Source organism: Bradyrhizobium sp. SZCCHNPS1003 (genome assembly GCF_032381555.1).
Lineage (GTDB): Bacteria > Pseudomonadota > Alphaproteobacteria > Rhizobiales > Xanthobacteraceae > Bradyrhizobium.
The window spans coordinates 19,020-39,504 of the sequence record NZ_JAUHIU010000013.1; the positions used below are offsets into that span (position 1 = coordinate 19,020).

The 20,485-nt window shown below is 67.1% G+C and carries 16 protein-coding genes; 9 read left to right on the forward strand and 7 right to left on the reverse strand.

Going from position 1 to position 20,485, the window contains the following annotated elements; translation table 11 throughout:
- Positions 1 to 209: 209 nt before the first annotated feature.
- Complete coding sequence (locus QX126_RS21585) at positions 210 to 1,286, forward strand: J domain-containing protein (protein ID WP_315783531.1); 1,077 nt, start codon at positions 210 to 212, stop codon at positions 1,284 to 1,286.
- Between the two features lie 101 nt (positions 1,287 to 1,387).
- On the forward strand, positions 1,388 to 2,524 hold the full coding sequence (locus tag QX126_RS21590) for a GGDEF domain-containing protein (RefSeq protein ID WP_315734324.1): 1,137 nt from the start codon (positions 1,388 to 1,390) through the stop codon (positions 2,522 to 2,524).
- Between the two features lie 16 nt (positions 2,525 to 2,540).
- Here QX126_RS21590 and QX126_RS21595 read toward each other — a convergent pair whose 3' ends face one another.
- Positions 2,541 to 3,470 (reverse strand): GTP-binding protein, encoded by a 930-nt coding sequence (locus QX126_RS21595; RefSeq protein WP_315783533.1) that lies wholly within the window; start codon positions 3,468 to 3,470, stop codon positions 2,541 to 2,543.
- Positions 3,467 to 4,960, reverse strand: coding sequence for an amidohydrolase family protein (locus tag QX126_RS21600; RefSeq protein WP_315775389.1), 1,494 nt, complete (start codon positions 4,958 to 4,960; stop codon positions 3,467 to 3,469). Before QX126_RS21600 ends, QX126_RS21595 begins: the two co-directional genes overlap by 4 nt.
- Positions 4,961 to 5,175: 215 nt before the next feature.
- On the opposite strand from QX126_RS21600, the gene ggt reads away from it, so the two are divergent.
- On the forward strand, positions 5,176 to 6,849 hold the full coding sequence (gene ggt / locus QX126_RS21605) for a gamma-glutamyltransferase (protein ID WP_315783534.1): 1,674 nt from the start codon (positions 5,176 to 5,178) through the stop codon (positions 6,847 to 6,849).
- A 3-nt stretch (positions 6,850 to 6,852) separates the two neighbouring features.
- On the opposite strand, the gene QX126_RS21610 is transcribed toward ggt, so the two are convergent.
- From QX126_RS21610 to QX126_RS21625, 4 genes are all read right to left on the reverse strand, one after another.
- Entirely contained in the window at positions 6,853 to 8,403 is a 1,551-nt protein-coding gene (locus QX126_RS21610) for a GMC family oxidoreductase (protein WP_315783536.1), read from the reverse strand.
- A gap of 85 nt (positions 8,404 to 8,488) precedes the next feature.
- Entirely contained in the window at positions 8,489 to 9,823 is a 1,335-nt protein-coding gene (locus QX126_RS21615; RefSeq protein WP_315783538.1) for an acyclic terpene utilization AtuA family protein, read from the reverse strand.
- A 104-nt stretch (positions 9,824 to 9,927) separates the two neighbouring features.
- A complete protein-coding gene (locus tag QX126_RS21620; protein WP_315783540.1) occupies positions 9,928 to 11,052 on the reverse strand; it encodes a GGDEF domain-containing protein in 1,125 nt (374 codons plus the stop codon).
- A 172-nt stretch (positions 11,053 to 11,224) separates the two neighbouring features.
- Positions 11,225 to 12,058, reverse strand: coding sequence for an SDR family oxidoreductase (locus QX126_RS21625; RefSeq protein WP_315783542.1), 834 nt, complete (start codon positions 12,056 to 12,058; stop codon positions 11,225 to 11,227).
- A 128-nt stretch (positions 12,059 to 12,186) separates the two neighbouring features.
- Between QX126_RS21625 and xylB the strand changes: the two genes are divergently transcribed.
- The 6 genes from xylB (at position 12,187) to QX126_RS21655 (ending at position 18,739) form a co-directional block, all read left to right on the forward strand.
- Positions 12,187 to 13,632, forward strand: a complete 1,446-nt coding sequence (xylB, locus tag QX126_RS21630; protein ID WP_315783545.1) for a xylulokinase — start codon at positions 12,187 to 12,189, stop codon at positions 13,630 to 13,632.
- Positions 13,633 to 13,777: 145 nt separating this feature from the next.
- The gene (locus tag QX126_RS21635; RefSeq protein ID WP_315783547.1) at positions 13,778 to 15,301 is read left to right on the forward strand and encodes a sugar ABC transporter ATP-binding protein; all 1,524 of its coding nucleotides are present in this window, start codon (positions 13,778 to 13,780) and stop codon (positions 15,299 to 15,301) included.
- Positions 15,294 to 16,352 carry an ABC transporter permease subunit gene (locus tag QX126_RS21640; protein WP_315783549.1) on the forward strand — a complete coding sequence of 353 codons (1,059 nt, stop codon included), beginning with the start codon at positions 15,294 to 15,296 and terminating at the stop codon, positions 16,350 to 16,352. The genes QX126_RS21635 and QX126_RS21640 overlap by 8 nt, the downstream gene beginning before the upstream one ends.
- Positions 16,353 to 16,452: 100 nt before the next feature.
- Positions 16,453 to 17,400: an ABC transporter substrate-binding protein gene (locus QX126_RS21645; RefSeq protein WP_315734349.1), complete on the forward strand. Its 948-nt coding sequence runs from the start codon at positions 16,453 to 16,455 to the stop codon at positions 17,398 to 17,400.
- 449 nt (positions 17,401 to 17,849) lie between these two features.
- A complete protein-coding gene (locus QX126_RS21650) occupies positions 17,850 to 18,188 on the forward strand; it encodes a Rieske 2Fe-2S domain-containing protein (RefSeq protein WP_315734353.1) in 339 nt (112 codons plus the stop codon).
- A gap of 83 nt (positions 18,189 to 18,271) precedes the next feature.
- Positions 18,272 to 18,739, forward strand: a complete 468-nt coding sequence (locus QX126_RS21655; protein WP_315783551.1) for a J domain-containing protein — start codon at positions 18,272 to 18,274, stop codon at positions 18,737 to 18,739.
- A gap of 102 nt (positions 18,740 to 18,841) precedes the next feature.
- Here the strand turns inward: QX126_RS21655 and adh are convergent, their stop codons facing one another.
- Positions 18,842 to 20,359 carry an aldehyde dehydrogenase gene (gene adh / locus QX126_RS21660; RefSeq protein WP_315783553.1) on the reverse strand — a complete coding sequence of 506 codons (1,518 nt, stop codon included), beginning with the start codon at positions 20,357 to 20,359 and terminating at the stop codon, positions 18,842 to 18,844.
- Positions 20,360 to 20,485: the final 126 nt, after the last annotated feature.

The window sequence follows — 20,485 nt, forward strand, 5'->3', positions numbered from 1 at the left end:
TCTGAGATTGCGCGCACCATGACGAGGAAGGACGAGCGCGATGGCTCAAACACGGCAAAAATGGCTACGAACTTCGCCATTTTCAGTCATTTTTCCGCCGGATTGACCAACCATCATGCCAAGCGGAAACAGTTAGTACGAGTGCTCCAGCGTAAATTCGCCGTAGGAATTTCGATCGGAGACGAGGGAAGCCTGCAGCGAGAACGACGATGAAGACGCTTTACGATTTACTCGGAGCTCTTCCGGACGATGACGCTGACGATATCCGGGTGGCCTTCCGCAAAGCGGTCAAAGAGAGCCACCCCGACGTCAATCCCGGCGATCCGGACGCCGCGCTGCGGTTTCGACAGATCATCCGCGCCAACGACATTCTTGGCGACAAGGAGCAGCGCACGGCCTATGACCGGCTGCTCGGCGCCGCGCAGGACGAGCATCGGCAGGATTCCAAGCTCGCCGTCGTCGCCAAGGTGCACAAAGTCGCGTCCGGCGTGATGGCGCTGGCCGGCGCGTCCGCCTTGGCGCTGACGGGCTACCTCCTATTCACCCACATGTCCTCGGCATCCGTCGCGCCGCTCGAGCCGATCGTGGTTGCGACCAACAAGGTAAAGCCGAACCAGGTTCCCGCCAGGCCGATCGATAGCCTCACTGACGCGGCGACGGCCAGCGACGCGGCCGCGAATCCCGGCAGCGACCCGGCTGCCGGCACGACGGTCGGCAACGGCAATGCGTCGAGCAGCAATGCCTCCGCTCCCGCCGAGCCGCTGCCGTTGCGGGTCAGCAAGGTGGACGTGGTCTATTCGGCCGAGCAGGAGCGTACGCCCTGCGCGGCGGGCGCGACCGCGCCATGCACGGCAGATGCAATGCTCGCCGGCGGCACGGCGTCGAGCGAGGCCCAGGCCCGTCACGATCGCGGCATGGCCGCGTTCCAGAAGGGCGATTTCGCGGCGGCGCTGGCCGATCTCGACGCCGCGATCCAGCTCGACCCCCGTTACCACGAGGCCTATATCGACCGCGGCATCGTGTTCTATCGCATGCGCAAGTTCGACCGCGCCTTTGCCGACGTCGCGGCCGCAAAGCGCATCGAGAAGACCAACCGCGCCGTGCTCGACGCGATGGCGAAGCGTCAGCCGCTGCGGCCGCTGAAGCTCGAGCCGCCCAAATCCGACATCAAGGCGGAAACGCCGAAGGCCGAGGCGCCGAAAGTGGCGGCGGCGGCGCCGATGCCCTCGCGAATGTCGACGGCGACGCCGATCTATCCGACCACCGATCCCAGCCGCGCGCCTTGAGCGATTGACGGATTGACGAAGATTTAAGGTAACTTCGAACCTTCGTCGCGCGAATCGTTCAAGCCCATCAACTGTTAGGAAAGGTGTCGCATGGTGTCCCCATGGGACACGGGCTGCTTTCCAGATTCATCCATCCGAACCCGGCGATCCGGCGCGAGCTCGTCGATCTCCTGTACACCTCTCTGCCGCAGGTCATGTCGATCAATGCGGCCGCCATCACCGGCTCTGTCACGCTTGCGGTCCTGCACGACGATCCCGGCTACATCGCGATCTCGTTCGCGATCATCGTCAACGCCATCGGTCGCGTCGTCAGCCTGCTGCGCTACAAGCAATATGCGGGGCGCCTGTCCGATCGCGACGTGATCCTCTGGGAGAAGGTCTACGCCGCGGGCGCCGCCGCCTTCGGCCTTGCGCTTGGGGCCCTCACCTTTCGCGCGTTCCAGCTCAACGATGCTCCGGGCGCATGGATCGCCTTCGGCCTGTCGATGTCCTATTGCGTCGGCATGGTGTCCCGCGCGGCGATCCGCCCGTGGGTCGTGCTGACGACCACCGCCGTGCTGCTCGCCCCGACGCTGATCGCCGGATTGATGCGCCCCGAGCTGCCCTATCAGCTCGGCGCCGTTCTGCTGGTGCTGTTCTGGTTTTCGATCCGCGAGGCATCGCGTCATCTCAGCACCGCTTTCATCGAACGGCTCGAGGCCAAGCACGCACTGGCCCGCCAGGCCAACCATGATTTCCTGACCGGCCTGCCGAACCGCGCCGCCTTCCTGGCCGCGCTTGAACGCGCGGTCGGGACCATCGCGATCATTGCCATCGACCTCGACGGTTTCAAACCTGTCAACGACCGCCACGGGCACCACGCGGGCGACGAGCTGTTGCGGCAAGTCGCGACCCGGCTGTCGAGCTGTGTCGGCCCGGGCGGCCTCGCCGCGCGCTTCGGCGGTGACGAGTTCATGCTGCTGAGGCCGGTCGCGCGCGGCGCGAACGGACGCGACGAGGCGCTGGGGCTCGCGCGCGAGGCGGTCCGCTCGCTATCGATGCCGTTCCTGCTGTCCGACATCCCCGTGGTGATCGGCGCCAGCGCCGGCCTGCTGGTGAACGACCGGCCGCTCACGGACGAGGCCATGGACGAGGTGCTGCGCGAGGTCGACAGCGCGCTCTACGCCGCCAAGCGCGCCGGGGGCGGCTGCTGCACCTGGGCCGAAGCCGCCGACGGCGCATTGCGGCAGGCGAGCTGACCCGCGCCCTTCGATCTCAAACGACGACCATCTCGCGCAGCAGTACGTCGATCTCGGCGGCGTCGAGCTCACCTTCGCGTCCGATCAGCACGAGTTGGGCCGTGAGGCCGTCCGCGGGCGGCACTGGCGATGGCGCCAACGTGCCGCGCGTCGCCACCGACTGAAACAGGATCGGCTGTCCCGGATGGTCGGTGAACAGCAGGATGCCCTTGATGCGCAGCGTGCGCGGCGCGAGTTTTCCGATCACCTGCTGAAAGCGGGCCAGCGACAGCGGAGCACGGGAGGTCCAGGTCAGGGTTGCGAAAGGTTGCGACATCGTCGGCACCTGCTTGGGCAGCTCTCGCGGCGCGCAAATGTCGCGGCTGAACAGCAGGTCCGGCGCGACGATGCCATGGGCGGTCTCGAAGATCGCCGATTGCGGCTTGGTGCGGCCCACGACGGCGCGGACCTCGTCGAGGGCGGCGCGGTCGAGCAGGTCGGCCTTGCTCAGCAGCACGAAATCGGCGGCGCGCAGCTGCGAGCGCCACAGCGCGTCGTGCTCGATCTCAGGATCGTCGCGCAGCCGCTGCGGATCGACCAGCGTGACCACGGTCTCGAGCGGCGCGACCTTGAAGATCACGGGATCCATCAGGTTGCGAATGATCTCGGCCGGATCGGAAATGCCCGAGGTCTCGATCGCAATCGCATCCGGGGCCGGATCGCGCTTGATGACCGACGACAGCGTGCGCAGCAGGTCGCCCTGCAGCGAGCAGCAGATGCAGCCGTTCTTCAGGCTGATCACCTCCTCCGTCACAGTGCCGAGCAGTTGGGCGTCGATGTCGACCGTGCCGAAGTCGTTGACGATGGCGGCGATGCGCCGCCCGTCCGGATTGGCGAGCAGATGATTGAGCAGGGTCGTCTTGCCGGCGCCGAGCGATCCGGCAACCAGCAGGACCGGGACGATCATGACAGGATCGGACGGCGCACCGCCTGTCCCGGCCTGACATCGCGAACAAGATCACCATTTGCGATGACGGCGCGGCCATGGACGAGCAGATGCCGCACGCCCTCGGACGGCCGGTTCATGTTGAGGAAGTCGGCGCGGTCGCGCAGGCTGGCGAGATCGAGCACCGCGATGTCGGCGTCGCAGCCGGCCTGCAGCCGTCCCTTCTTTCGCATCGCGGGCGTCGATGGTTCCAGAATCCGGGCCGGGATCAGCGTGCACTTGGCGAGGCCCTCCATCAGCGGCACCGCCTTGCGGTCCAGCACCCATTCGCGCAGGAATTTTGTGAACGTCGCCGACGAGCGCGGATGCGACACTGCGTCGTCCGGCAACGGCCAGGCGTCGCCGGTGTAGTCCGTGCCGTTGGACAGGATCCACGGCATCGCGTCCGACGCGATGGCGCCCCCTGGAAACAGCACAGAGACGTCGAGCAGGTCGCGGTGGCGCTGGTTGACGGCGACATCGAGGAAATGGATCAGCACCAATGCGCCGGGATCTTCCTGCTGCCGCGCGAGCAATTCGTCGCGGCTGCCGAGACGATGACGCTCGGCGACCATCTCGATCGCGTCATAGCCGGTGCCCATGCGCTGGCAGAACGCCGGATCGGCGAAGAAGCCGGCGCCGACCACCGTCGAGCCGGTCCCGTAGGGATAGGCTTCAGTCGTGACTTTGAGGCCCTGCGCCTGCGCGGTCTGCACCAGCTCGGCGCAGCGCTCGACATCCTGCAGGCTGGTGCTGTTGAAATGGCAGATGTGCATGTGGGCACCGGTCGAGCCGGCAAGCCCGATCAGCCGCGTATAGGCGTCGACCGAGCTGCGCGGATCGACATTCGACATGTAGGCAATGTGCGTATAGGTCGGCACGTTCTGCTTGGCAGCCAGGCTGCACAGCTCCGACAGCTCCTTCATGCCGGTGCCGGGCGCATACGCATTCGGGAAGGCGATGCCAAGGCCGCCCTGCTCCAGCCCCTGCCGGGTGCGCTCGACGATCTCCGCGGTCTCGGCCGCAGTCGCGACCTCCTCGACCCAGCGCTTGTCGCGCATCGCCTCGCCCATGCCGGCGATGCTGGATGCGGTCTGCTGCGTCGTCATCGTCGCGATGCGCGCGAACACCCAGCCAGAAGCGGCGCCATAGTTGAGAAGGCGGCCGATCGCCGCCTGCTCGTCATACCATCGTGCCACCGGCATGACGCCGATCTCGAGCTCGAGCGTCGTGGTGACGCCGTCGAACGCCTGCATGCGGTCCGCCGGGAGCGACTGGCCGTGCGCGTGCAGATCGATGAAGCCGGGCACGACGGCAAGGCCGGCCGCATCGATGACCTGATCCGCCGCTCCGGTGACGTCGCCGACGGCGGCAATCGCGCCATCCTTGATCGCGACGTCGGCGGTGACGTCGAGTTGCGTTTCGGGGTCGAGCACGCGGCCGCCGCGAATGATCAGATCGTAGTGAGGCATGAATCAGCTGGGCTCGCAAAGTGGAACTGCGCGCAGGCCTAACACAGATGCGCGGCGATGAGAACGCGGCGGGAGAGATCGATGCTCTCCGAGCCATGCGTGACGCACTTATCAGTTCGTCGAACTGGGGCGCCGCTCTTCCCCTTGCGCAAGGGATCGGTCAGGATTGCGAAAGACGACCTCTCGGCATCCGCCGTTCGACAGAGGAGACCCGAATGGCTTCGCCCACACGGCGCATCGCCGACTTCACCTGCGAGAAGCAGCCGGCGACCGGCTCGCGCGGGATGGTCGTCACCAACCATCCGCTCGCCTCCAGCGCCGGCGCCGAGATGCTGATACGCGACGGCAATGCGATCGATGCCGCGGTCGCTTCCCTGTTTGCGCTCACCGTGGTCGAGCCGATGATGGTCGGAATTCTCGGTGGCGGCCTATCGCACATCCGCCTCGCCGACGGCCGCCACGTCGTACTCGACGGCCTGAGCACCGCGCCGTCGCGCGCTGACCCCGGCATGTACGATCCGGTCTCCGACGAGATCGCGCTGGCGCGCGAGACCCGTGACCGTCGCAACGTCGTCGGCGCACGCGCCGTGGCCGTCCCCGGCGCATTGAAGGGATGGTGCGAGGCGCTGGAACGCTACGGCCGGCTGCCGCTGGTCGAGGTCATGGCACCGGCAATCCGGCTCGCCGAGCATGGCTTCATCGCGAGCCCCTATCTCAACGACTGCGTGCGACTGGTCGCGAGCGATCTCGCGCGCGATCCGCGTCTCGCCGCGCTGTTCCTGCCCGGCGGCGCGCCGGTGAAGGCCGGCACGCGCGTCATCCAGAGCGACTACGCGGCATCGCTGCATCTGATCGCGGACCAGGGACCCGGGGCGCTCTACGGCGGAGCGCTCGGTGCCGCGCTGGCCAGCTACATGGCGGAGAACGGCGGCTTGATCGATGCAGCGGATCTCGCCGCGTACCGCGTGACCGAGCGCGCGCCGATCCGCGGCTTCTATCGCGGCCATGAGATCATCGGCCCGCCGCCGCCGTCTTCCAGCGGCGTGCATATCGTGCAGATGCTGAACATCCTCGAAGGCTTCGACGTCGGCGGGCTCGGCTTCGGTTCGGCCGATGGCGTGCATCTGCTCGCCGAAGCGCTGAAGATCGCCTTCGCCGACCGCGCGGTCGCCACCGCCGATCCCGCTTTCGTCGACGTGCCGGTCGAGCGGCTGACGTCGAAGGTCTATGCCGCGGAGCGGCGGGCGCAGATCGACATGAGCCGGGCCCGAAGTTTCGGCCCGGGCCTTGCGCCGACGGAGTCCGCCAACACCACCCATGTCACGGTCGCCGATGCCGAGGGCAACGTCGTCGCGGCGACCCAGACCATCAACGGCCTGTTCGGCGCCTGCGTGCAGATCCCGGGCACCGGCATGACCGCCAACAACTACATGTACAATTTCGATCCGCATCCGGGCCGCGCGCTGTCGATCCAGCCGGGCAAGCGCGTCTTCACCTCGATGGCGCCGATGATGGCGCTGCGCGACGGCCGCTTGCGCTATGCGCTCGGCCTGCCCGGCGGCTTGCGCATCTTTCCCTCGGCCTTCCAGGCGCTGGTCAACCTGATCGACCACGGCATGTCGCTGCAGGAGGCGGTGGAGGCGCCGCGGCTCTGGACGCAGGGCGGCGTGCTCGAGCTCGAGCCGGCGTTTCCCGACCATGTGGCGCGGGAGCTCGCCGCACGCGGCCACGAGATCAGGCGCGAGCCGGTCGTGGCCGGCGGCATGAATGCGATTGCGTTCGGCGACGACGGCACGCTGACGGGGGCCGCGTGCTGGCGCGCCGACGGCACCCCGGTCGCGATCTCCGGCGGGCGCGCCCGCGCCGGGCTTCGCTTCGCGATCGCGTAGCGCCTATCGGCTCGTTCGCATCATCCGCGCGATCGCCTCGCCGATCACCACCGTCGTCAAGTGGGTGTTGGCGCGACAGTCGGACGGCATGATCGAGGCGTCGGCGACGCGAAGCCCCGCGATCCCCTTCGCGGTGCCATCCGGATTGACCACGCCATCGTCATCGTTGAAGCCGCTCATGCGGCAGCTCCCCGCGGCGTGCTGGATGTCGCCGGTGACCTGGCGCAGCAGCGCGTCGAGCTCGGCATCGGGCAGCGCCGCCGCCTGCGGCAGCGTGAGCTCCGTATCGCCGAGGCGAATCCAGTCGGCGATGTCGCGCAGCGCCGGCTGCACCGTGATCAGCGCCAGCCGCTTCACCGCGTCGCGCATCCGCGCGATGTCGCGCGGATCAGCCAGCATGTTCTCCTCGACGATCGGATCGTCGCTCGGATCGGCCGAGGCGAGCTTGAGCGTGCCCCGTGAGAAGGCGTTGAACAGGCCGGCGCCGATCGCGCCGGGGATCCCGATGCCGCGGTGATTGAACGCGATCAGGATCATGTCGCGCTTGCCGCCGCCGGCAAGGCCCGATGAGTAAGTGACGCAGCAATTGGTATGGCGCGTATCGCGATCGGTCGGACGCAGCTCCTCACGCAACTGAATGGTGGTGCGGAACAGCGGGTGATCGAAGAAGTGCCGGCCGACGGGAAGATCGCGCACGACGGCAAGCCCCATCGCCTGCAGATCCGCCGCGGGGCCGATCCCGGAGCGCAGCAGGATTGCGGGGCTGTGGATGGCGCCGGCGCACAGCACGACCTCGCGCGCCGCGACGTTTTTCACGCCTTCACCTTCGATGTGGACGCGCACGCCGGTCGCCCTGCCGTCGCTGATCAGCAGCCGATCGACCAGCGCCCGTCCGCGAATCTCGAGGTTCGAACGGCCGCGGGCCGGCTCGAGATAACCCTCATTGGTGGAAATACGGCGGCCGTTGCGGCTGTTGATCGGATAGCAGGCGACGCCTTCGCCGTCGGGCCCGTTGAGATCGTCGCACCAGGGATAGCCGCTCGCCAGCGCAGCATCGCGCAAGCCGCGGTCGATCGGGCCCCATTTGTCAGGCGGTGCGCGGTAGACCGGAAGCGGGCCGCCGCGACCGTGCCCCTCGCGATCGCCAAGCGCGAGATCGTCCTCGATCACCGAGAACAGCGGCATGACCTCCTTGGCTGACCATCCCGTACAGCCATTGGCCGCCCATTCGTCGAACGCATCGGCCACACCGCGGATCGCGATCTGGCCGTTCATCATCGAGCTGCCGCCCAGCCCTTTGCCACGCCAGTAGAAGCGCATGTCCTGCCCGGCGACGCGGCGGGACATCAGCTGCGGCCACTGCCATTTCTCCTGGAAGGCGCGATCATGGATGATCGGAATCGGATTGGGCGTCACGATCTCCCACGGCGCGTCGTCCGCGCGCCAGTCGGCGCCGGCTTCCAGCAGCAGGACCCGCGTCTGGGAGTCTTCCGACAGGCGCGCAGCGACGGCCGCTCCCGCCGAGCCGCCGCCGACGACAATGACGTCATACATGGACTGAATTCTCGCTGTTCTCAGGCATCGCAACCATGACCACCAGCTTGCGCTGCCGGGAGCGATCCGTGAAGCCCTCGAAAGCTCAAGCCACCAGCATGCCGACGCAGAGCTGCGGCACGTCCTCGGGAACGAGACAGGAAGCGACGGCGATCACCTCGCGCGCCGATTTCCAGGCGCCGCCGCCGCCGGCCGGGCCATTGGTGTAGAGCGTCTCGACCTCGTTGCCGATGCGGACCGCCTCCGCCATCGTCTCGGTCCGCCCGGCGACACGAACGCGCACCTCGTAGGGCTCGGCGACTTGTCCGCGATCGTCGCCATGCAGCGCATTCATCCCGATCAGGTCGCAGCGCAGCTCGCTCGTCGCCACGCCGATGAGTGCGAGGCGCTCACGGACGATATCGAGCGCGAGGCGGCCACGCGCGACTGCGCCAGGGCCGGCATAGGAGATCTGCCCCTCGCCGACATAGCTATCGAGATAGCCCACCGAGGTCTTCAACAGTCCCGTCTTCGGCCGGCCGCGGCCGCCGACCACCCTGACCCGGTCCGGACCAAGCTCCTCGACGGTCACCTGCGAGAAATCCGCCACGACGTCGGGTTGGAAATATTGCTGGGGATCATGGATCTCGTACAGCAGCTGCTCCTTCACTGTCGCCGGCGTGACGCAGCCGCCGGAGCCCGCGACCTTGGTCACGATCAATTCGCCATCCTCGCGCACCTCGCCGATCGGAAAGCCGAGCCGGGCGAGATCGGGAACGTCCTTGAGTCCGGGATCAGCAAAATAGCCGCCGGTGATCTGTCCGGCGCATTCGAGCAGATGACCGACGACGGTGCCCTGCCCGAGCCGGTCCCAATCATCCAGGGCCCAGCCGAACTCGTGGATCAGAGGTCCGAGAAAGAGCGCCGGGTCGGCGGCGCGCCCGGTGATCACGACATCCGCGCCGGCCGCGAGCGCCTCCGCGATCGCGCCCGCCCCGACATAGGCGTTGGCCGAGACGACCCGATTGCCGAGGGCCCGGATCGTGTCGCCGGTGTCGAGCACGACATCCGCTGTCTTCAACGCCTCCAGAACATCGTCACCGGTCACGGCCGCGATCTTCAGCCCCGTCAGTCCGAGCTGGCGCGCCATGGCGCGGGTGGCTTCGGCCGCGGCGATTGGATTTGCCGCGCCCATGTTGGTGACGATACGGACGTTGTTGGCGCGGCAGATCGGCAGCACGGCCTGCATGCGCGCCGCCAGCAGCGGATCATAGCCGGCAGCCGGATCCTTCATGCGCACCTGCTGCGCCAGCGCGATCGTGCGCTCCGCCAGGCACTCGAACACGAGATAGTCCAGGCCGCCCTTCGCCGCGAGCTCCACGGCCGGCTCGATCCGGTCACCGGAATAGCCCGCTCCGGCGCCGATCCTGATGCTCCGCATCGGCCGCTCCTCCTGACATCATGCCGTTCGTCGGCTTCTGCCGACCACACTAGCGGCCGCGGTCCGACCTTGCCAGCGTCCGCATGGAACGGTCAGGCATGCTGCTAGTCCGCGAGCGCCAGCGTCGGCGCCTCGCTGCTCGCCGTGCATGTGACGGCAACGGCGATGTGCTCGTCAGCCCAGCACCATCGCTGGCCGCCGGCGCGCTTGGCCGCATAGAGCGCGCGATCGGCCTGGTCGAGCAGAGACTCCGTGTCGGCCTGCCGATCATCGGTAACCAGAATGCCGGCGCTGGCACTGATCTGAACGCGCATTCCGGTCAAGACAAACGGTTGCGACAGCGCCGTCACCGCGGCTTGCGCCAGCACGAGCGCGGCGTCACGTCCCACCGCAGGCAGCAGCAGCATGAATTCGTCACCGCCGAACCGCGCCGCCAGGCCGGCTTCGCCGAGGCAATCCTGCAGGCGTGCGCCGACCTGGCACAGCAGCTCGTCACCGGCTTGATGGCCGAACTGGTCGTTGACGAGCTTGAAACCGTCGAGATCGACCGCGATGATGGCGACGGGGCGATCGCAACGGCCGAGTGCGGCGATGAACGCGGCGCGATTCGGCAGGCCGGTGAGGAAATCGCGCAGCGCCTGCCGCGCCAGCGCCTGCTGCGCCGTGATCCGCTCGGTGAAGGCGGCCGTGAGTCGATAGGACGTTCCGCGCAGCGTGATCCAGAACAGCACCACCATGCCGGCGCCCATCCGGTACACCGGCTCGGGCTGCATCAGGCAGGCCACCACGGTCGGAATCAGCAGCACCGCCGAGGAGGTCATGACGATCCATGGGCTGACGCGCGACACGATGCCGACACAGAAGGCCATCGACAGGCCGAAGCACATCCAGATGCCGGGCCCGTCGCCGATCTGAAACGCGCGTGCCGACAACGCACCGACGGCCAGACCGAAGGCGGCGGCGCCGAGGCCGTAGAGGCGTTCCCAGCGAATGATGCCATCGTGATCGAGCCGATCGAAGCGCGCGGCGAACATCCGCAGCTTGATCACACGAAGGGCACCGATCACCAGCAGCACCACCGTGATCGCGGCGTAGCCCGGATCGCGCGCAACCCAGGCCATCACGCTGCCGATCACGACGGCGGCGGCCGAGATCGTCCCGACCAGCGGCATCGAGCTGTACAGCAGATGCGCGAGATCGCGACGAATGTCCGGGTCCAATCGATGCATCGCAATTCCAGTTCGCCAGGCGCGCGCACTCTCGTACCCACGCCTTAACGAAATCTCGCTGCACCCGCGAAGGGCTGCCATGCGCGGCGGATGCTTAAGAGAACCTCACCACGACGACGACAATGCGAATGATGGCAAGCGCACGGCGCGCAAGACCGATGCTGGCGCCGGATCAGCTCGCCCAATTGTCTCGGAATTCGCCGAACAGCGTAATGCCGCCGCACGCATAGATCGTCTGCCCGGTGATGTAGCTCGCCTCGGCCGAGGCGAGAAAGGCGAACACGCCGGCGATCTCTTCCGGGCTCGCCACCCGCCCCATCGGAATATGAGACTCGACCGCGGCGCGCTTCACCGGGTCCCCGGTCCAGGCCGCGTTGATCGGCGTGTCGACCGCACCGGGCCCGACCGAATTGACGCGGATGCCGCGCCCGGCGAATTCGAGCGCCAGGGTCCGCGTGAGGCCCGCCATCGCGCTCTTGCTGATCGAATATGCGAGATAGCCCGGCTTCGGAATGATCTGGTGCACGCTCGAGGTGTTGATGATGTTGCCGCCGCCGCGCGCGACGAAATGCGCCAGCGCGTGACGCGCGCAGAGCACGGCGCCGTTGAGGTTGACCTCGAGAATCTTGCGATACGTGTCGACGTCGAGCGCCTCGCTGGGCGATTCCCGCTGGAAGCCGGCATTGTTGACCAGGCAGTCGAGCCTGGGCCACCGCGTCAGCACCGTCTCGAACATCTCAGCGATCTCGGCCTCGACGCCGATGTCGGCCTTCACGGCGAAATGATCACGTGCGCCGTGACCGTGCGCGGCGGAGGCCGCCTGCACCAGCGCCAGGGTTTCGTCGCCGGACGGCGACGGACCACCGAAATTGATCGCGACATGCGCGCCCTCCTCGGCGAACCGCACCGCGATCGCGCGGCCGATGCCTTGCGCCGCGCCCGTCACCAGCGCGTAGTGTCCGACGAGACGCGACGCCCGTTCGGCTGGTTGGTCAGATGGCTCCATGTCTCGACTCCTTGAAAATGATCTCGCCTCGGCGCGCTGCGATGACTCGCGTTCGGATGACAAGGCTATCAGGAGTCTGGTATCGCTCCACTCCATATCCGTCATTGCGCACGCAGGCGTGAGGCGTCATGTATCTCGGCATCGATCTTGGAACATCCGCGGTCAAGACGATCATCGTCGATGCTGCGCAGCGCGTCGTTACGAGCCGCAGCCACGCCTTGACGATGGACGTGCCGCGACCGGGCTGGGCCGAGCAGGACCCCGCCGCATGGATCGCCGCGGTGTTCGCCACGCTCGATGCGCTCAAGGTCGATCATCCCGGCGCGGTGGCGGCGGTGGAAGCCATCGGCCTGTCGGGCCAGATGCATGGCCCGGTACTGCTCGATACCGCCATGAATCCGTTGCGGCCGTGCATTCTCTGGAACGATGGCCGGTCGGAGCGCGAATGTGTCGCGCTGGAGCAGCGCTGGCCCGCTTTGCGCAAGATCACCGGCAACAAGGCGATGCCCGGCTTCGCCGCGCCGAAGCTCATGTGGATCGAGGCGCACGAGCCGGAGATTTTCGCGGCCACGCGGCTGGTTCTGCAGCCGAAGGCCTATGTCCGGCTGGTGCTGTCGGGCGAGGCGATCGAGGACATGTCCGATGCGTCCGGCTCGCTCTGGCTCGATGTCACCAGGCGCGACTGGTCGGACGAGGGCCTTGCCGCCACGCGCCTCACGCGTGCGCAGATGCCGCGCCTCGTCGAAGGCTGCGCACCGGCAGGTCGGTTGCGCAGCGACCTCGCGGAACGCTGGGGCATGACGAAGCGCCCAACCATCGCGGGCGGCGCCGGCGACAACCCGGCCGGCGCCGTCGGCATCGGTGCTGTCAGGCCGGGCGCCACGTTCATCACGCTCGGCACGTCCGGCGCCGTGATCACGCCGGTCGACACCGTCACGGCCAATCCCGAGCGGGTCGTTCACACCTTCTGTCATGCGATCCCAGCGATGTGGCTGCAGGCCGGCGCGATGCTGTCGGCGGCCTCATGCCTCGCCTGGGTCGCGCGGCTGCTCGGCGCAAGCGAGACCGAGCTGCTTGCGCCGCTGGGCAAGCGGCCCACCATGCCATCGCCGGTCAGCTTCCTGCCCTATCTTGCGGGCGAGCGGACGCCGCATGACGATCCCCATGTCCGCGGCCTGCTCGACGGCCTGAGCCATGCCACCGACCGCAACGCCATCGTTCAGGCGGTGCTCGAGGGCGTTGCCTTCGCCCTGGCCGACTGCCGCGACGCGTTGACGGAAACCGGCCTTGTGATTGCCGAGGCGGATGCGATCGGCGGCGGATCGCGCTCCGACCTTTGGCTCGCGATCCTGGCGAATGTCCTCGACATTCCCGTTCATCGGCTGGCCGAGGGCGAGACCGGCGCCGCCTTCGGCGCGGCGCGGCTGGCACGTCTTGCCGTCACCGGCGAGGACATCGGCGCGGTCTGCACGCCGCCGGCGCGCGTGCGGACCTTCGCTCCGGACGTCGCGCTGTCGGCAGCCTATGCCGAGCGGCGGCCGCGCTGGCGACAGCTCTATCGTCGGCCGAGCTGAACGCATCTCCGAGCTGCCGTCGCCGCGACGTGTTGCAGCGGCGTCTCTTTCATATTGTATTCGGCAACAGCCTCTAGTTTAATGGCTTCCCGCGCCAGCGATCAACGAGCCGCGGACGACAAGACGACGTGCATTGGGAGGCACGATGAGCGGTCCGATCCTCGAGATGCGCGGGGTGTCGAAGTCATTCTTCACCATCAAGGCCCTGCACAAGGTCGACCTCACCGTCTACGCTGGCGAAGTCCATGCGCTGATGGGCGAAAACGGTGCCGGCAAATCCACGCTGATGAAGATTCTCTCCGGCGCCTATCGCCCGGATCCCGGCGGTGAGATCCGCATCGAGGGCCGGCCGGTGCGCATCGAAGGGCCGATGGGCGGCCGCAACGCCGGCATTTCGATCATCTACCAGGAGTTGTCGCTGGCACCGAACCTGACGGTCGCCGAAAACATCTATCTCGGCCGCGAGCTGTCGCAGAGCGGCCTGCTCGCGCGCGGCACCATGCGCGAGGGCGCTGGACCGATCCTGGACCGGCTCGGCGCCGATTTCACAGCCTCCACCTTGGTGGCCGAGTTGTCGATGGGCCAGCGCCAGCTGGTGGAGATCGCCCGCGCGCTGCATGCACGATCCAAGATCCTGATCATGGACGAGCCGACCACCTCGCTGTCGGCCGGCGAAAGCGAGAAGCTGTTCGCGCTGATCCGCCAGCTCCGCGCCGAAGGGCTCGCCATCATCTACATCTCGCATCGCATGGACGAGGTCTATGCGCTCGGCGACCGCGTCACCGTGCTGCGCGATGGCCGGCTGGTCGGGTCGCTGGACAAGCCGGAGATCCGCGCCGACAGCATCGTCCGCATGATGGTCGGTCGCGACGTGTCGTCATTCTACAAGAAAGACCACGACCCGCACGCCAAGCGTGACCGCGCGGTGCTCAGCGCCGTCGATCTCGGCGACGGCCATCGCGTCAAGAACTGCTCGCTGACCGTTCACGCCGGCGAGGTCGTCGGCCTCGCCGGGCTGATCGGCGCCGGGCGCACCGAGCTCGCGCATCTCATCATCGGGGCTGCGCCGAAGACGACGGGACACATCGAGCTCGACGGCGAGGAGGTCAGCATCGACACGCCGCGCGACGCGCTCGATGCCGGCATCGCCTATCTGACCGAGGACAGGAAGGCGCTCGGGCTGTTCCTCGACATGTCCTGCGCCGACAACATCAACCTTGCCGTGATCGGGCGTGACGCGAAGCTCGGCGGCCTTCTCGACCGCGACAAGGCGCGCGCACGCGCCGACGAGGCGTTCAGCGCGCTGGGCATTCGCGCCCCCAATCCGGGCGTCACCGTCGGCGGCCTGTCGGGCGGCAATCAGCAGAAGGTGCTGCTGTCACGCCTGCTCGCGACCGCGCCGAAGGTCCTGATCCTCGACGAGCCGACCCGCGGCGTCGATGTCGGCGCCAAGTCCGAGATCTACTCGATCATCGACAATCTCGCCAAGTCCGGCACCGCAATCCTGGTGATCTCGTCCGACCTGCCGGAGATTCTCGGCATCTGCGACCGCGTGCTGGTGATGCGCGAGGGACATCTGGTCGGCGACCTGCAGCAGAGCACGACATCACCCATCACCCAGGAAGACATCATGGCGCTGGCCACCGGGACGGAGCACGTCGATGCCTGACAACAGCCAAGCTCAAGCCAAGCCCGCGCCAGCGCAGATCAAGGCCGCGCCGGCACCGAGCCTCGCGGCATCGAACAACAAGCAGCAGCGGCTGCGGCTGATGATCCGCGCCGCCGGCATGCTGCCGGTGCTGCTCATCCTCTGCGTCGGCTTCCATATGCTGTCCGAAGGACGATTCTTCACCGGACAGAATCTCGGAATCGTGCTGCAGCAGGCCGCGGTGAATACCGTGCTCGCCGCCGGCATGACCTTCGTCATCCTGACCGGCGGCATCGATTTGTCGGTCGGCTCGATCCTCGCCGCGGCTGCAATGGCCGGCCTGACACTGTCGAAGATGCCCGATCTCGGCGCGCTGTGGCTGCCGGCCGCGGTGCTGACGGGCCTCGCCTTCGGCGTCGTCAATGGCGCGCTGATCGCGCTGTTGCGGCTGCCGCCCTTCATCGTGACACTCGGCTCGCTCACGGCGGTGCGCGGTCTCGCCCGCCTGATGGGTGGCGACACCACCGTGTTCAACCCATCGATTCCCTACGCCTTCATCGGCAACGCCTCGCTGACGATCATCCCCGGCGTCGTATCGATCCCCTGGCTGTCGGTGATTGCGCTGCTGGTGATCCTGGGCTCCTGGCTGATCCTGCGCCGGACCGTGCTCGGCGTGCACATCTATGCCGTCGGCGGCAATGAAAGCGCGGCTCGGCTCGCCGGCATCAAGGTCTGGGCCGTCCTGATCTTCGTCTACGGCATGTCCGGCCTGCTCGCCGGCCTCGGCGGCGGCATGCAGGCGGCGCGGCTCTATGCGGCGAACGGCCTGCAACTCGGCCAGTCCTATGAGCTCGACGCCATCACCGCGGTCATTCTCGGCGGCACGTCCTTCGTCGGCGGCATCGGTTCGATCTGGGGCACCTTGGTCGGCGCCCTCATCATCGCGGTGTTGTCGAACGGGCTCATCCTGGTCGGCGTGTCCGACATCTGGCAATACGTCATCAAGGGCCTCGTGATCATCGGCGCCGTCGCGCTCGACCGCTACCGGCTGCAGGGCTCGGCCCGCACCTGAGACAACATGGCGGGCATCACCAGAGCCCGCCGCAACGGATTCTTCCACGGCCACTGGTCCGCCGTGCGTAGACGAACAGGAAGGACCAGGGAGGAAACACATGGTCAAGTCGATGTTATCAGCCGGTGCCGCGCTGGCGCTCGTGATGAGCTCCGCGCCGTCATCGGCCAAGGAGCTGAAATCGATCGGCGTGTCGCTGGGCTCGCTCGGCAACCCGTTCTTCGTCGCGTTGTCGAAGGGCGCCGAATTCGAAGCCAAGAAGACCAATCCCAACGTCAAGATCACCGCGGTCGGCTTCGAATATGATCTCGGCAAGCAGGTCACCCAGATCGACAATTTCATCGCCGCCGGCGTCGACATGATCCTGCTCAACCCGGGAGATCCCAAGGCGATCGGCCCCGCCATCAAGAAGGCGCAGGCCGCCGGCATCCTCGTCGTTGCGGTCGACACCGCGGCCGAGGGCGCCGACGCCACCGTGACGACCAACAACGTGCAGGCCGGCGAGATCTCGTGCCAGTACATCGTCGACAAGCTCGGCGGCAAAGGCGACGTCATCATCGAGAACGGGCCGCAGGTGTCGGCGGTGATCGACCGCGTCAACGGCTGCAAGAGCGTGTTCGCCAAGGCTCCCGGCATCAAGGTTCTCTCCAGCGACCAGGACGGCAAGGGCTCGCGCGAGGGCGGCCTCACGGTGACGCAGGGCTATCTCACCCGCTTCCCGAAGATCGACGCCATCTTCGCCATCAACGATCCCCAGGCGATCGGCACTGATCTTGCCGCGCGTCAGCAGCAGCGCACCGGCATCATCATCACCGCGGTCGACGGCGCCCCGGACATCGAAGCCGCGCTGAAGGATCCGGCCTCGCAGCAGATCCAGGCCTCGGCCTCGCAGGACCCGTTCTTCATGGCGCGCCGGGCCGTGCAGATCGGCGTCAACATCCTCAACGGCCAGAAGCCGGCCTCGACCGTCGAACTGCTGCCGTCCAAGCTGATCACGCGCGACAATGTCGGCGAGTACAAGGGCTGGACCTCCGAGCGCAAGGAGTAGAAATCGGCCGCTTCGCTTCTACCAAGCCCCCCGGCAACGCCGCCCTCACGGGCGGCGTTCTTCTTGGAACGAACCGCTGGACGCGCTCTATCAGGTTCTGAACGGCGCAGGCGTCGTCAAACTCGGCGACGACATCAAGGCCGGAACGACGAACCTGCCCTTGAAAGTCCGTCTCAAGGTCGCCAATGCGGTGAATGCTCGACGAGCCCGGCGCAGAGCGCCTGTTCGGCAAGGGCGACCTGCTGTGCGACCTCGGCCGCGGCCTGGTCCGCGCGCCCAGGGTCTGTTCATTCCCCAAGCGGAATTCCTCGCCGCGCTCGGCCGCAAATAGGTCCGCGCCATCCACCGGCGTGTCGCGTTTGCGACAACGACCCGCTGTTTGTTGCTGCTTTTCGCTGGTCCGGAATTTGCGTGAGCCTGCCTGACGGCACCAATCAGCAGGCGATCCGATGGCTTTCACCGCAGTCTGTCCGACAAGCGCCATGACCGAAGGCGGCATGGGCCTGTACCAGGTCGGCAAGAAGAGCGTGCTGCTGCTCTGGCCTCACGGCGGCGAGCTGAAGGCCTATCGCGGCCGCTGCCCGCATGCCGACGTGCCGCTGACCGAGGCGACGTTCGACGGCAAGACCATCACCTGCCCGCACCATCAATGGGGCTTCGACGGCGTGAACGGCAAGTGCGTCACGCATCTCGTCCGCAACGCGCTGCACGGCTACCCGCTGCAGGTCGAAGGCGGCGAGATTCAGGTCGACGTCGGTCCTGTCAAGCAGGCCCGGTCGCCGGCTTGATCGGCCCATCGAAGATGGGAACCAACGCCGGGCACTCCCCTGTCCGCGCTGCGGAGGGAGGCCGTATCGACGAGTTCAGCAGCATGACGAGCGCCGCCGAATGGGTGATCTGGAATGGGTCGATAGGGATCGTCGACACGGTCCGGCTCGGCTCCATCACCGACGGCGCAACGGGACGGCTCGCACGGCTCGCGCCACCCTATGACGTCGTCGGGCCGTTCAGCTTCGACGAATTGGAGACCCACGGCCGCATCGTCTTCGGCTCCTGCCTCGTCATGTCGCAACGACGCTGGCGCGAGGATCAGGATGCGTTGCGGATCGAGGCGCGGGCCGCGCGTCGCGCCTTGTGGGATCAGCTCGCGCGCGACCAGAACGACGACGCCTTTCGCGAGGTCCTTGAATTGCCCCTGCAGGGCATGCTGACGGCTACGGACATCAAGGCTGCGTTCCGGCGGCTGGCCAAGACCGCGCATCCCGACGCCGGCGGCAGCAATGAACTTTATCGACGCATTTCCGAGGCACGCGATGCGCTGCTGGCGCGGTTGGAGTGACGATCGCGAGCCAGCCGGACGCTTTCGGGCGACCGGCTGACATGCCGTCAAAAGAGCAAGCCGGTCGGGGCGCTCATGCCCGACCGGCCCGGCTCCCAGCCTTTAGAAGAAGCCGAGCTTCTTCGGGCTGTAGCTGACCAGCATGTTCTTGGTCTGCTGATAGTGGTCGAGCATGACCTTGTGGGTCTCGCGACCGACGCCGGACTGCTTGTAGCCGCCGAACGCCGCATGCGCCGGATAGGCGTGATAGCAATTGGTCCAGACACGCCCCGCCTGGATATTGCGGCCGAAGCGGTAGCAGGTGTTGGCGTCGCGGCTCCACACGCCGGCGCCGAGGCCGTAGAGCGTGTCGTTGGCGATCGCCAGCGCCTCGTCCTCGGTCTTGAAGGTCGTGACCGAGACCACGGGGCCGAAGATCTCCTCCTGGAACACGCGCATCTTGTTGTGCCCCTTGAACACCGTCGGCTTGACGTAGTAGCCGCCGGCGAGATCGCCGCCGAGCACGTTGCGCTCGCCACCGATCAGGAGCTGCGCGCCCTCGTTCTTGCCGATGTCGATGTAGGACAGGATCTTGGACATCTGCTCGGCGGAGGCCTGCGCGCCGATCATGGTCGCCGGATCGAGCGGGCTGCCCTGCACGATCGCGCCGACACGCTGCAGCGCGCGCTCCATGAAGCGCTCATAGATCGATTCGTGGATCAGCGCGCGGCTCGGGCAGGTGCAGACCTCGCCCTGGTTGAGCGCGAACATCACGAAGCCCTCGATCGCCTTGTCGAGGAAGTCGTCGTCCTCGGCGCAGACGTCCTTGAAGAAGATGTTGGGCGACTTGCCGCCGAGCTCGAGCGTGACCGGGATCAGGTTCTGCGAGGCGTATTGCATGATCAGCCGCCCCGTCGAGGTCTCACCGGTGAAGGCGATCTTGGCGATGCGGTTGGAGGAGGCCAGCGGCTTGCCCGCCTCTAAGCCGAACCCGTTGACGACGTTGAGCACGCCCGGCGGCAGCAGGTCGCCGACGATCTCCATCAGCACGAGGATCGAGGCCGGGGTCTGCTCGGCCGGCTTGAGCACGACGCAGTTGCCCGCGGCGAGCGCGGGCGCGAGCTTCCACGCCGCCATCAGGATCGGGAAATTCCACGGAATGATCTGGCCGACGACGCCGAGCGGCTCGTGGAAGTGATAGGCGATGGTGTCGTGGTCGATCTCGGCGATCGAGCCTTCCTGCGCGCGGATCACGCCGGCGAAATAGCGGAAGTGATCGATGGCGAGCGGGATGTCGGCCGCGGTGGTCTCGCGGATCGGCTTGCCGTTGTCCCAGGTCTCGGCGAGCGCCAGCCTGTCGAGATTGGCCTCCATGCGGTCGGCGATCCTGTTGAGGACCATCGCGCGCTCGGTGACGCTGGCGCGGGCCCAGCCGTCCTTGGCGGCATGCGCGGCGTCGAGCGCGGCCTCGATATCGGAGGCATCGGAGCGCGCGATCTCGCACACCGGCTGGCCGGTGATCGGCGAGATGTTGTCGAAATATTTGCCGGCGTTGGGGGCCTTCCAGGCACCGCCGATGAAGTTGTCGTAACGCGCAGCGAAAGGCGGCTTGAACGCCGCATTGACGTCAACCTTGGTCATCTCTCTCTCCCATTCACGCCGATGCACACGGCGTTGGAGAGAGGCTCGATCAAACCGGCGCGACAGACCAGAGGCCGCAACGAGCGCGTCCGAGGAAGTGTCGCAGTTCTGCGACATGTTGGCTGC